General features: G+C 31.3%; 14 protein-coding genes. All 14 read left to right on the top strand.

Going from position 1 to position 13,874, the window contains the following annotated elements; all coding sequences use genetic code 11:
- Window positions 1–80: 80 nt before the first annotated feature.
- The 14 genes from K354_RS0103800 (at window position 81) to K354_RS0103735 (ending at window position 13,874) form a co-directional block, all read left to right on the top strand.
- Window positions 81–752: a phosphate signaling complex PhoU family protein gene (locus tag K354_RS0103800; RefSeq protein ID WP_024954185.1), complete on the top strand. Its 672-nt coding sequence runs from the start codon at window positions 81–83 to the stop codon at window positions 750–752.
- 9 nt (window positions 753–761) lie between these two features.
- Window positions 762–1,424, top strand: coding sequence for a response regulator transcription factor (locus K354_RS0103795; protein WP_024954184.1), 663 nt, complete (start codon window positions 762–764; stop codon window positions 1,422–1,424).
- Window positions 1,421–2,806 carry a sensor histidine kinase gene (locus K354_RS0103790; RefSeq protein WP_024954183.1) on the top strand — a complete coding sequence of 462 codons (1,386 nt, stop codon included), beginning with the start codon at window positions 1,421–1,423 and terminating at the stop codon, window positions 2,804–2,806. The genes K354_RS0103795 and K354_RS0103790 overlap by 4 nt, the downstream gene beginning before the upstream one ends.
- 44 nt (window positions 2,807–2,850) lie before the next feature.
- The gene (locus K354_RS0103785) at window positions 2,851–4,629 is read left to right on the top strand and encodes a PhoX family protein (RefSeq protein ID WP_024954182.1); all 1,779 of its coding nucleotides are present in this window, start codon (window positions 2,851–2,853) and stop codon (window positions 4,627–4,629) included.
- Window positions 4,630–4,680: 51 nt separating this feature from the next.
- Complete coding sequence (locus K354_RS0103780) at window positions 4,681–5,001, top strand: hypothetical protein (protein WP_156928206.1); 321 nt, start codon at window positions 4,681–4,683, stop codon at window positions 4,999–5,001.
- Window positions 5,002–5,056: 55 nt separating this feature from the next.
- Window positions 5,057–6,181, top strand: coding sequence for a hypothetical protein (locus K354_RS0103775; RefSeq protein WP_024954180.1), 1,125 nt, complete (start codon window positions 5,057–5,059; stop codon window positions 6,179–6,181).
- A gap of 56 nt (window positions 6,182–6,237) precedes the next feature.
- On the top strand, window positions 6,238–6,654 hold the full coding sequence (locus K354_RS0103770) for an acyl-CoA thioesterase (protein WP_024954179.1): 417 nt from the start codon (window positions 6,238–6,240) through the stop codon (window positions 6,652–6,654).
- Window positions 6,655–6,757: 103 nt separating this feature from the next.
- Entirely contained in the window at window positions 6,758–8,491 is a 1,734-nt protein-coding gene (locus K354_RS14590) for a methyl-accepting chemotaxis protein (protein ID WP_024954178.1), read from the top strand.
- Window positions 8,492–8,536: 45 nt separating this feature from the next.
- The gene (locus tag K354_RS0103760; protein ID WP_024954177.1) at window positions 8,537–9,286 is read left to right on the top strand and encodes a glycosyltransferase family 2 protein; all 750 of its coding nucleotides are present in this window, start codon (window positions 8,537–8,539) and stop codon (window positions 9,284–9,286) included.
- Window positions 9,287–9,329: 43 nt separating this feature from the next.
- Window positions 9,330–10,358, top strand: coding sequence for a PstS family phosphate ABC transporter substrate-binding protein (locus tag K354_RS0103755; RefSeq protein ID WP_024954176.1), 1,029 nt, complete (start codon window positions 9,330–9,332; stop codon window positions 10,356–10,358).
- A gap of 202 nt (window positions 10,359–10,560) precedes the next feature.
- A complete protein-coding gene (gene pstC, locus K354_RS13895) occupies window positions 10,561–11,463 on the top strand; it encodes a phosphate ABC transporter permease subunit PstC (RefSeq protein ID WP_037940176.1) in 903 nt (300 codons plus the stop codon).
- 15 nt (window positions 11,464–11,478) lie between these two features.
- Window positions 11,479–12,648, top strand: coding sequence for a phosphate ABC transporter permease PstA (gene pstA / locus K354_RS0103745; RefSeq protein ID WP_024954175.1), 1,170 nt, complete (start codon window positions 11,479–11,481; stop codon window positions 12,646–12,648).
- A gap of 8 nt (window positions 12,649–12,656) precedes the next feature.
- Complete coding sequence (gene pstB / locus K354_RS0103740; protein WP_281169388.1) at window positions 12,657–13,415, top strand: phosphate ABC transporter ATP-binding protein PstB; 759 nt, start codon at window positions 12,657–12,659, stop codon at window positions 13,413–13,415.
- A 72-nt stretch (window positions 13,416–13,487) separates the two neighbouring features.
- Window positions 13,488–13,874: a hypothetical protein gene (locus tag K354_RS0103735; protein ID WP_024954173.1), complete on the top strand. Its 387-nt coding sequence runs from the start codon at window positions 13,488–13,490 to the stop codon at window positions 13,872–13,874.

Here is a 13,874-nt window from a genome sequence, read left to right as displayed (position 1 = left end):
TAACCGTAAGTTATATCAGGTGTTACCAAATCGTAACAATGATTTAGTAGAGTTTAGGCAATAAAATACCAAGGAAAATTATGTTAGACAGATATGAAGAACAATTACAAGAGTTAAAGGTTCAATTACATGACTTAGGAGCAGATATCAAAGATGCTGTTGCAAGTGCTGAAATCGGTGTTCAATCACTAGATATTTCAAAATTTAATGATGCAAGAGACTCTCTTAAAAATGTTGAACAAAGTGCCAATGACATTGATCAAAATATTTTAAAAATTTTAGCACTGTTTGAACCAGAAGCAGTTGAGCTTAGAGAAATTGTTGCTTACTTAAAAATCACGAGTGAACTAGTAAGACTCAGTGACAATGTAAAAAGTTTTAGTAAGCGCATGAAAAATCATATTACAAGTGAAATAGACTTTACAACTCTTCAAGAGTACTCAAATCATCTTGCAAAAAGTGCTTTTAAAGCGATAACTTGTTCTATAGAGTCTTTAGAAGTGGACTCAAAAGATGCAGCAAATGACCTTTATAGAAAAACTTGTGTTGAAGAGAGTAAAACTGATGATTTATACTCTATCTTAGAAAAAAACATTATGGCTGATTTATGTAAAGATATTGAAAAATCAGCAGAATCTATAGAAATTTTAAGTACAATGAGAAAACTTGAACGTATGGCAGATCGTGCTGTAAACATAACAAAACTTATGTTATTTGCAAGAGTTGGTGGGGAAATTAAACACTTTGGTTAAGGTCATTGTATGATAGTTATAATTGAAGATGAAGAAGATTTATTAGAACTTTTAGAGTATAACTTACAAAAAGCTGGATTTGAAACAGTCGGTTTTTTATCTACTAAAAATGTTGAAAAACTTTTAAAAGAAGAAAAAGTTGATTTAATGATAGTAGATAGAAACCTACCAAATATTGAAGGCAGTGAGTTTGTAAAAAACTTGCGTGAAGTTGGGATTAATATCCCAACGATTTTTGCTACTGCAAAAGACAAAGATGAAGATATAGAAGAAGGTTTTGAGCGTGGTGGTGATGACTATCTTACAAAACCATACAACATAAAAGAACTTATCCTTAGAATCAAAGCTATTTTAAAAAGAACAAACCCAACAAGCCTTGAAACCATAGAACATAAAGATATTTTACTAGATAATAAATCACGAAAAGTATATGTAAATAAAAAAGAAATTGATTTAACAAAGCTAGAATTTGAACTTTTAAAAACTCTCATAGAAAATAAAAACAACGTTTTAAATCGAGAGTATCTCCTCACTCATGTTTGGAAAGATGAAACATTTTTTCAAGATAAAACAGTTAATGTTGCAGTCAATCGCTTAAAAAAGAAAATTGACCCCGATGGCTCTAAAGAGTACATTAAATCTGTTTGGGGTGTGGGGTACAGTATCTCGTGAAGCTTCACCAACATTTTATCATCAACTTTTTACTTATATTTGTTACTACACTACTTCTTACTACAGCAGTAAGTTATTTTACAGTAAAAGAGATAAATCTCCAACAGTATAAAAACTTTATAAAAAAAGAAGTAGAACTCGTAAAAGCACAACTTCCTTTGATTAAAAATTTAGATGAATTTGCTTTACGTGTAAAAAAAGCTACAAACAACAGACTTACTGTTATAGACGATGATGGTGTCATTCTGGCTGAGAGTGATTATGATAAAAAAGAGATGGAAAACCATAGTGATAGAAGAGAAATAAAACTTTCAAGAGCCAATGAAGATGGTTATGCCGTACGTCACTCAAAAACAATAGGTATTGACTTTTTATACTTAGCAAGTCAAACTTACTACAAAGAACAACCTATTTTCATACGACTTTCTATGAAGTTAAACTCTATTTCTCAAGAATTTTACAATATGTGGATCAAACTTACTATTATCTTTGCTTCTTCTATTTTTTTAGGTCTTTATGTTTTTTATAAACTAAGTCAAAAAATTGAAAAAGAGATAGGTAAAGTAACAAATACCCTCGATGAGATTTCTAATAAAAATTTTAAAGCAGTTGTAAATGCTTCTTTTGCAAAAGAATTTTTTACAATAGAATCTCACATAGAAAAACTCGCTCGTATACTTGAAAAAAGATCAAAACAAAAAAGAAAATATACAGCAAAAATAAAACTTATAAGTAAACAAAGAAGCGATATCATCTCAGCAATCAGTCATGAATTTAAAAACCCTATAGCTTCAGTGATAGGATATGCTCAAACTCTTATGGATGATCCTAACGCAAATACCAGTATAAAAGAGAGATTTTTAGAAAAAATCATAAAAAATTCTCACAAAATTTCAAGCATGATAGATAGACTTTCCCTAGCAACAAAATTTGAAAATGGTGATCTATCTCCAAAACTCACAAAATTTGATTTATATAATTTAACGCAAGATATACTCAGTAGTTTTAAAGATAATAACAATGATAGAGAATTTACATGTAAAGGTGAAAGCTATATTGTCAATGCTGATAAAACAATGATTGAACTCGTAATTACAAATCTTATTGACAATGCTGTCAAATACTCCCACAGTGACATTCATATAGAAATAGAAAATGGAACTTTACATGTAAAAGATACAGGTATAGGAATAGCTCCTGATGAAATAGAAAAAGTTACAAACAAATTCTATCGCTCAAATACCCTATCTTGGGATAACTCTATAGGACTTGGGCTTGCACTTGTTAAGTACATTTTAAACCTTCATAATAGTGATTTAGATATACAAAGTGAAGTTGGAGTTGGCTCTGATTTTTCTTTTAAAATTGAAACCAAATTGTAATTAATTCATACTAATATTTCTCATCATTTTACATAGGAGATATTATGAATTATAAGTTATTGGGGTTATCAACAATTGTTGCTTCATTGTTAGTTGGCTGTACAGCTTCACCACAAGTATCAAACACACAAAAACATTCAATCAGTTTCCAAGAGGTTTCTGTGCCAACAACAGATAAAGAAAAAAGAGAAGTAAGAGCTTCAAAAGAAGTTACAATCGACGGTAAAACATACCCTATAGATTTTCATACTATTTTAAGAAGTGGAGAAAAATCTGGTAGTGGAACTTTTGGTCTTTTATTTGATAAAAAAGGCAATACAATAAGAAATACTGATGGTTCTTTAAGAATATCTAATTCAAATGACTATACATCTTTACTACCAGTTGGTGAAAAAATCTTTATGGTAAACCATTTTGAAAGTCGTCCTGCTGCTATGTATCTTACAGAATTAGAACAGCAAAAAGATGGAAATTTAAAAGCAATCAATACAAGAAATATAGATTTTTCACAATTTAATGGTTTATGGGTTCCATGTGCTGGAAGTATAACTCCTTGGAATACTCATATAGGAAGTGAAGAGTACGAACCAAATGCAGCAAAAGTAAAAGAAAATGGTTCAATAAATGCTTATTATGATGCTATGGGCGCTTATGTCAATGGTGATTTAAATGCTCTTAATCCTTATGATTATGGTTGGACTCCTGAAATAAAAGTTTTAAATGAAAAAGGTGATGTGAAAGTTACGAAACACTACGCTATGGGAAGATTTTCTCATGAGCTTGCTTACGTAATGCCAGATAACAAAACTGTATTTTTAACGGATGATGGAACAAACGTAGCTCTTTTTATGTTTATTGCAGATGAAGAAGAAAAACTTGATGCTGGTGTACTTTATGCTGCAAAATGGATTCAACAAAGTAGTAAGAATGGTGGAAAAGCATATCTTCAATGGGTAAATTTAGGCCATGCTACAAGCGATGAAATAAAACTTGCACTTGATAAAAAAATTACTTTTAAAGATATTTTTGACTCTTCTAAAGAGTATCCATCAATAAATACAACAATGGGACAAGAAAACCTAAAAGTAAAAGCAAATATGGAAAAAATTGCTTCAAGATTAGAGAGTAGAAGATACGCTTCACTCAAAGGTGCTACAACAGAATTTAGAAAAATGGAAGGTTTTTCTTACAACCAAAACAACCATTCGATATACATTGCTATGAGTTCTATTGGTAAAGGTATGGAAGACAATAAAAAGAAAAACAAGCCTAATACTAAGTATGATAAAGGTGGACACAACGATATAAAACTTCCTTACAATCCTTGTGGAACTGTATATAAACTAAGTATTGGCATGAACACTCCTCTTGATTTAGATGGTAATGTTATCAACTCTTCATTTGTTCCAAATATGATGATCGGAGAGGTTTCAGGCTTCCAAGACAAATCAGTAAAAGGAAATACCTGTGCTCTAAGCTCATTAGCAAATCCAGATAATATCTCGTACATTCCAAACACTTCTACACTTCTTATTGGTGAAGATACAGGAAGCGGACACCAAAATGACTTTGTATGGGCATATAATCTTGATGATAAAAAATTAACAAGAATAGAAACTACTCCATATGGAAGTGAAACAACTTCTTTATATTTTAACAATAACGTAAAAGGTTATGGTTATATTATGAGTGTTGTACAACACCCTTATGGTGAAGGTGATGCTCTTACAAAAGAAAAAGATATGCCAAATATAGCTAATTCAAAAGGTCAAATGATGGGTTATACAGGATACATTGGACCACTTCCTGTTATAAATAAATAACTTTACATGTAGAAGTCTTTCATAAGACTTCTACACTTCTTTAGGACAACTATGCACAAACTAATTATCACTTTAATTCTTATAAGCAATATCTATGCAAATCAATGTATATCTTGCCACGACAATCAGCTCAGTGAGATTCATCAAGAGATAACCATGATGAACACAATAACAACACTTGCCCAAAGTATCAACGAGCCAAATTGTACTCTCTGTCATGGTGGAGATAAAAATGCACTCACAGAAGAAACTGCTCACAAAGGTGCTCCAAAAAAACATCCTGGAGGACTCAAAGTATTTGCTAAAGACCCTAGTGAAGAAGAGACTATTTACAATGTTTGTGCCATGTGTCATGAGCCTAGTACTCTTTAGAGTATTATTAAATTGTCGATATATGTGTGTATGAATAAACGTACAAGGAAGTATCATGTATATTCAAAATCATTCTATCTCGATGAACTCTCAGTATTTTAACCTTGCAGCTGATTCTATTGAAGCACAAATACAAAATAGTACAAACACTAACTCTTCTTCAAAAGAAGTTCAAAAAACTGATATAAATAAAATAAAACAAGAATTAGCACTGCATGAGCTAAATGCTAAACTCTCTTCAAGCATACTTAAAAATCTCAATAATGTATCTATGCAATCTATAGGTGAAGATGTAGAGATAACAAGAACTCATACAGAAGCTCAAGCACTTAACTTCCAAACGCAAGCTTTTATTCAATCAAAAGATCGTGAGATAGAAATATCTTTAGATATATCACTTTCAAGAAGTTTTGTTTATCAAACAAAAACAACTCTTGCAACTGAGGCACTAAAAGATCCTCTTATTATCTCGCTTAATACAGATCTTCCTATGCTAAGTTCTCATAAATTTGAATTTGATATAGATAGTGATGGCACAAGCGACCAAATATCCGCTCTTAAGCATAATAGTGGTTTTTTAGCACTCGATAACAATAAAAATGGCAAGATTGATGATGGAAGTGAACTATTTGGAACAAAATCAGGAAATGGATTTGAAGATTTAGCAACATTTGATGATGACAAAAATGGCTGGATAGATGAAAATGACAAAATCTTTGACCGCCTTCAAGTTTGGATGAAAACACAAAACAAAGATAAATTAGTTTCGATAGGTGAGCTGGGAATTGGAGCAATATACTTAGGCAATACACAAACACCGTTTGATATTAAAACCCAAACAAATGAGCTTTTGGGAGAAGTCAAAAAAAGTGGATTCTTTTTGTTTGAAAATGGAAAAGCAGGAGTAGTTTCACAAGTTGATTTAGCGGTTCAATCAAAAGAAACCTTAGAAAAAGCAGATGCCACAACTCAAGACATCTCCAAACTAATGGCAAAAAACATCTATACTGATAAAAGCAATACTACAAACCATAGTAATAATGATTTATTATCAAAACTTGAAGCAATGGTTAAAAAACTCCAATCAAAACTCGCTTATGCCTCTTCTGATGCAAAAGGTTCAATACAAACCCAGATTGCAACAATTCAAGCACAAATTGTAGCTTTATTGATGGATTAATAAGATAGTTTTTACCTTAATTAGACTACTATTACAAAAAAAATAGGAATTTACTAATGAAAGACATGGGTGAACCACGCATCAAAATTTTGGCAATGCCTAAAGATACAAATCCTGCTGGTAATATATTTGGGGGATGGATAATGTCTCAAATGGATATTGCAGGGGCTTTAGCTGCTCGTGATTTACACTTAGAGAGAGTTGTAACAATAGCAGTAAATGCAATGGAGTTTCATGAGCCTATTTTCGTAGGTGATGCGGTAAGTTATTATGCAAGAATCATCAAAATAGGCAATACATCAATAAAAACTGTCGTAGAAGTAACTGCTGAGAGAAATATTGAAGGCATAAGACGTTGCGTACATGTAACAAGTGGTGTTATCACTTATGTCTCTGTTACTAAAAATGGAGAAAAAGCCCCTATTCAATGTAGCGAAGCTCATAAACGTGCTTTGTTATCTAGTGAGATATGAGACATTAGATTTTGATATGAAAAGAGACAAATAGATTATTAAATCTGTCTCTTTTTTGTAATAAATTTTGCATATAATTTCCAAAATTTATTAGGAATATAGTATGAACTTATCAAACCTTTCGATTGTTAAAAAATTTACAATTATTGCAATTTTAATATCCATCACTTTTTTAGGACTTGCTAGTCTTTTTTTTATCTATCAGTTAAATATAACTTCTTATCAAAATAGTGAAGTAAAAAATTCTCAAATTTTTACAAAAAATATCAATGAAATAACAAATATAAATCAAAAAACTTTAGATATATTTTTAAATATCCAAGATAAAACTAATGAAATTGCCGTTTTTTATGCAGACTTAGAGATATTAAGAGAACTCGATAACCAACTAGGAATGCTTACATATAAACTAAGAGAAAAAAGAAAGATACAACGCATCTCTAAAGAACTACAAAAATGGACACAAAGTAAAACAGCTCAAAATATGTATATCAAATCTTTCGCACAACAATTAAAGATTCAAGCAAAAATTTTGGAAAAGAACTTAGATGAATTTGCGGGGAAAGATATAAAAGAAACTATCAAAAATATAACAAGCAATATCTTAAAAAGGACTATTAAAACTAATAATAGCTTTCTTGCAATGGTAGATAATGTAAACAATGATATGAATCAAGTCAATAGTGCACTTGCTAAAAACAAACACTCTTTACAAACAGCTTCTAAAAAAAGAGATGAAACTACAAAAAAAAGTAATTTTATACTTACTGGTGTAGTTATCGCTATGATTTTACTTGTATGTGTTATTGCAATCATGATTTTATCTGTCAAACAACTCTCAAAAAACATGCAAAGAATAACTACTTATTTAAATAATATAGTCAAAAATGGTACTATTTACCTTGACCATAAGATAAGCTACTCAAAGAACTCAAATGATGAAATCAACTTTATAGCTAAATCTTTAGAAAGTGTATTTGCTAAAGTAAAAGAAGCTATTGTATCTGCTATAGATATCTCTGATAAAAATGTAAATACAAGCGATGTTCTTAAAGAAACTTCTATTGACTTAGCAGCAACTATCAAAGCACAATTAGGAGATATAGACACCATAAATACACTGGTAAATGATGTAGTTGATAACTTAGATAAAGCAGAAAATATGGCAATAAAAACAAATAGTGATTTAAATGACAATAAAAATACAATGGAATCTTTTACGTATCAATTAGAATCTGTTATAAAAACAGTAAATGAAAGTAGCGAGCAACAATCAACAATAGCATCAAAAATGAGCTCTTTAACTGATCAAACCAAAAAAACAAAAGAAGTGCTCAATATAATATCTGATATTGCGGACCAAACAAACCTCTTAGCCCTCAATGCTGCTATTGAAGCAGCACGTGCTGGTGAACACGGTCGTAGTTTTGCAGTTGTAGCAGATGAGGTAAGAAATCTTGCAGACAATACTCGCTTGAGCCTAGAGCAAATCAATGTAACTCTCAATATCATATCTGAAGAAATCCACAATAACAATGATGAGATAGCTGTCATCTCAACACAAATGAAAAATGTCTCAAAAACAGCAAGCCAACTTGTAAGTTTTGCTAATACTGCTCAAAACAACTTAATTGACTCTGTAAAAGTATCTTCAAATGTCATTAGTCTAAACACCTATGTATCACAAAAGACAAAAATCCTTATTGAAAAAATGCAAAAAACAATTGATATGTCAGTAAACAATAGAAAATCAAGCAAACTAGTAAGAGAATCTGCAAGACAAATCGATCTGGATTCTGATAATTTAAAAAATGATTTGAGTAAGTTTAGTTTATAAGCTATTTAGTAAGGTTTTAACATATATTTTGTTAAACTCTCTTTTATGAAAATCACAGCTATAATCCCAACTTACAATAGAAAAAACTTTATACTAGATGCCATAAAAAGTGTACAAAATCAATCCTTACATGTAAAGCAAATAATAGTAGTAGATGATGGCTCAACCGATGGAACAAGAGAGCTTTTAAAAAATGAAGATATAACATATATCTATCAAAAAAACCGTGGAGTTTCGAGTGCAAGAAACAAAGGAATTCAAGCGGCAAAATATGAATGGATAGCTTTTTTGGACTCTGATGATATATGGCACAAAGATAAGATACAAGAACATATATCTTTACATGTAAACTCTCCGTTATTAAAAGCATCCTATACAGATGAAGTATGGATGCGAAATGGTAAAACTATAAATAAAAAAAAGCATCAAAAAAAAGATGAACCTACTTTTTTAAACTCATTACGACTTTGCAAGATTGGAGTTTCAACGTTTTTTGCACATAAAAGTATTTTTGATGAAATCGGTCTTTTTGATGAAGATTTAAAGGTTTGTGAAGACTATGATTTGTGGTTGAGAATTCTTAGTAAATATGATATAAAACTCATAAACAAAGAACTTATTACCAAACAAGCTGGACATGAAAATCAACTCTCGTTTACAACTCCTCTTATAGATTTATACAGAGTAAAAGCCCTAAAAAAGCATCTTAATTCACCTTTTCAAAATGAAGTAGTTGAAGAAATAGAGTATAAAAACAGTATTCTAAGCAGGCACAATACTGTATCCAAATTGTAATAATTCATAGTTACAATATCCTTAACATTTTAAGGAGAATTAAATGAGTTTATTAAGAAAAGTAGCGGTAACAACAACTGCATTAATCATCGCGGCTAGTGCTGCACAAGCACGTGACCAAATTAAAATAGTAGGTTCATCTACTGTTTATCCATTTTCATCTTATGTAGCAGAAGAGCTAGGTGCAACTACAAGTTTCCCAACTCCTGTTGTAGAATCAACTGGTTCAGGTGGTGGTATGAAATTGTTTTGTGCTGGTAATGGTATGAATACTCCAGATATTACAAATGCATCACGTGCTATGAAAGTAAAAGAGTGGAATTTATGTCAAAAGAACGGTGTAACTGATATAGCTGGTTCTATGGTAGGTTATGATGGTATTGCTTTTGCACAATCTAATAAAAATGGTGCTGCATCTTTTACAAGAAAACAATTACTTTTAGCAGTTGCTGCAAAAGTTCCAGTAAATGGAAAATTGGTTGATAATCCATATAAAAAATGGAGTGATATTGATGCGAGTCTTCCAAACAGAGAAATCATCATCTATGGCCCTCCAACAAGTTCAGGAACTAGAGATGCTTTTGAAGAACTAGTAATGGAAAAAATGAGTAAAAAAATGCCTGGATATGGTAAGAAAAAATACCATACAATCAGACAAGATGGTGTATATATCCCTTCAGGTGAAAATGATAACTTAATCGTTCAAAAACTAGAGCGTAATAAAGCTGCTTTTGGTATCTTTGGATATAGCTTCTTAGCAGAAAATGCAGATAAAATTGATGCGGCAAAAATAGATGGTAAAAAACCAACTCCTTTAACAATTGCTGATGCAAGTTATCCAGTTTCTAGAAGTCTTTACTTCTATGTAAAAAAATCTCACTTAGACAAGGTAAAAGCTATGAAACCTTACCTTAAAATGTTTATGAGTGATAATATGATTAGTTCAGATGGTGTACTTAAAACTATAGGTCTTATCCCAATGGCTAAAGATTTAAAACAAGAAATCCAAGCAAGCGTAGGTAAATTAACTCCTCTTACACTTGATATGGTTAAAGCTAGAAAAATTCACTAAAACTTACAAATTAAGTGGTTGTCTTCATAGACAACCACTTTTAAAACCCTCAAAAAAACTACAACATTTAAAACTTTCAATAATAATAAAATATTCAAAATAGACTAAAACTACTTAGTAATAGTCCCTTTACATGCATGCTGTATCCATTTTGTAACATTTCATAGCTATACTAATAAACATTAAATAATTAGGAAAATAAGTGTTTGACAGAAAATTTAGAGAAGGGATTATAAAAGCCCTTTTGATGCTTGCATCTCTTATTACTATACTTACAACATTTGGCATACTATTTTCAATCCTATTTGAATCTATTGCTTTTTTTAAAGTACAAAGTATCTTCTATTTTATCTTTGGGAGTGAATGGTTTCCTGAAGGTGATAGATTTGGGGCACTGCCTCTTTTTGCTGGTACTTTTTACATCACTGCTATTGCTATGTTGATTGCACTTCCAGTTGGACTTTCATCAGCAATTTACATGAGTGAGTATGCAAATAAAACAACAAGAGAATCAGTAAAACCTATGCTTGAAATACTTGCAGGAATTCCAACAGTCGTTTATGGTTTCTTTGCAGCTATTACAGTAGCTCCTGCAATTGTTGAGTTTTTTGAAATATTTGGCTTTAATGTCTCTTTTCAAAATGCCTTAGCTCCTGGAATTGTTATGGGAATTATGATTATTCCTATTATCTCATCACTTTCAGATGATGTTATAAGTTCAGTTCCAAAACATGTTCGTCATGGCTCACTAGCTCTTGGTATGACAAAAGCGGAAACTATAAAATTTGTAGTTTTACCTTCTGCTCTTCCTGGTATTATTTCTGCAACACTACTAGGAATTTCTAGAGCTTTGGGTGAAACAATGATAGTTGTTATGGCAGCAGGCCTTCAAGCAAACCTTACATGGGATCCACTTGAAACTATGACAACAGTTACAGTTCGTATTGTCGATGCAATGACAGGAGATCAAGAGTTTAGTTCACCTGAAACATTAAGTGCTTTTGCCCTTGGACTTGTACTATTTGTTGTAACGCTTAGTATAAATATTGTCTCAGTTTACACTATCCGTAAATTTCACAAAAAATACAAAATATCAAATCTATAAAAGAGAAATAATTATATGAATTCAAATGAATATTTTCACATACCACAACTAGCAAAAAGAAAGAAAAAAGCAGCTAGGTTTAGACTACTTACACTCATGTCACTTATAGCAAGTGTAACATTTTTAGTATTCTTTTTATCAGATATGTTTTTTAAAGGTTATGGTGCATTTACACAAACTTATGTCAAAGTACCTGTAAATATAAATCAAAAAACAGCAAAATTTTCTCACTTAGCAGTTGATAGAAAAGAGTATGGTTTTGCAGTGAGTCGTGCATGGCTTAGAGGTTTACCAAATCGTATAAAAGAAAATCCTTCATGGATGGACACACAAGAAGAACGTTGGACATTAGCAAACTCAAATGTTGACCAATACATAAAAGGTAAATACAATAGACTCAAACCAAAGCAAATTGAAAAAATCAAGCAGATGAACAGAGACGGTAAAGTTGAACGACGTTTTAACAATATATTTTTTAAAAAGGGTGATTCAAAAATCCCTGAATTCTCTGGTTTCATGGCTTCGATTTTAGGTACTGTTATGACGATGGTTATCACAATGTTAATAGCCGTTCCTTTAGGTATTATGACTGCTGTATATCTTGAAGAGTTTGCAAGTGATAACAAGTTTACGCAAATGATTGAAATAAATATTAACAATCTAGCGGCCATTCCTTCAATACTTTTTGGTCTTTTGGGACTTGCAGTATTTATAAACTTTTTTGGAGTTCCACGCTCATCTCCTCTTGTAGGTGGTATGACTTTAGCTTTAATGAGTCTTCCTGTTATCGTAGTAAGCTCAAAAGCCGCTCTAAAATCTGTTCCTGATTCAATTCGCCAAGCTGGATTTGCATTAGGACTTACAAAATGGCAAATTGTACGTGATCACGTACTTCCTATCTCATCACCAGGTATGCTTACAGGTGCTATTATTGCACTTGCTCAAGCTATGGGAGAAACTGCTCCACTCATTATGGTAGGGATGATTGCCTTTATCCCTGATATTAGTACATCTTTTATGGATGCTACAACTGTCATGCCAGCTCAAATATATACATGGTCAGGTATGCCTGAACGTGCATATGTAGAAAGAACAGCAGCAGGTATTCTTGTGCTTTTAGGCATTTTATTGTCTTTAAATGCAATAGCAATTTATCTTAGAAAAAAATATACAAAAACATGGTAGGAAATGAAATGACAGTAAAAGTAAAATCAGAAAAATTAAAATTATGGTATGGCGAAAAACAAGCACTAAAAGGTGTAAGTTTAGATATATATGAAAACAAAATCACTGCATTTATTGGTCCTTCTGGATGTGGTAAATCAACATATTTAAGATGTCTTAACCGTATGAATGATCTGATTGATAGTGTTCGAATTGATGGTAAAGTGACGCTTGATGGTCATGATATTTATGAAGATGGTGTTGATGAAGTAGCTGTTAGAAAAAAAGTCGGTATGGTTTTTCAACAACCAAATCCTTTTCCTAAAAGTATTTATGACAACATCGCATATGCTCCACTTATGCATGATATGGTCAAAAAAGGAAAAGAGTGTGATGAGTTGGTAGAAAACTCACTAAAAGATGCTGGATTATGGGAAGAAGTAAAAGATAAACTTCAAGAGAGTGGAACAGCACTTTCAGGTGGACAACAACAACGTCTTTGTATCGCTAGAACCATAGCTGTAAAACCAGATGTTATTTTGATGGATGAACCAACAAGTGCCCTTGATCCTATATCAACTCAAAACATCGAAAACCTTATGACAAAACTCAAAGAAAAGTTTACTATTGTTGTAGTTACTCACAACATGCAACAAGCTGCTCGTATAGCAGACTATACAGCATTTTTTCATATGGGTGATTTAATAGAATACGATGAAACTGAAAAAATATTTGTAAACCCTAAAGAAGAAAAAACAGAACAGTATATCACTGGTAAGTTTGGTTGATTTTCCCTTTATATCCTTTTAGTACAATTTCACTGTATAATACTAAAAGGATATTTTACACATAGAGAAAACATGCAAATAGACAAAGATTTAAATTCAAATACTGCTGAGCTTTATTTAAAAGTTCGCTCTTTCATCATCAAAAATATTGAAAAATATAATACAAAAGTAACAGAAAAATACTCACAGAACATCACTTCTATTTTTTCTAAAGAGTTTAATAATGGTTTTTGTTACATTAAAACAAAAGATAATACTGTACATATTGGCTGGTTTAAAGGCTCATCTATAGAAGATATTCCTCAACTTTTGCTAGGAAAAGGGAAATATTTAAGAGGACAAAAAATCATAAAATTAGATAAAATCCAAAAAGATGCAATAAAATATTATATCCAACAAACTCAAATCCTCCTTCTTGAACAACAAGAAAAGAAAAAACTCAAATCTATGCTAAAATAA

Source organism: Sulfurospirillum arcachonense DSM 9755 (assembly GCF_000597725.1).
Lineage (GTDB): Bacteria > Campylobacterota > Campylobacteria > Campylobacterales > Sulfurospirillaceae > Sulfurospirillum_A > Sulfurospirillum_A arcachonense.
This window is presented reverse-complemented; position numbering and strand designations above follow the sequence as displayed.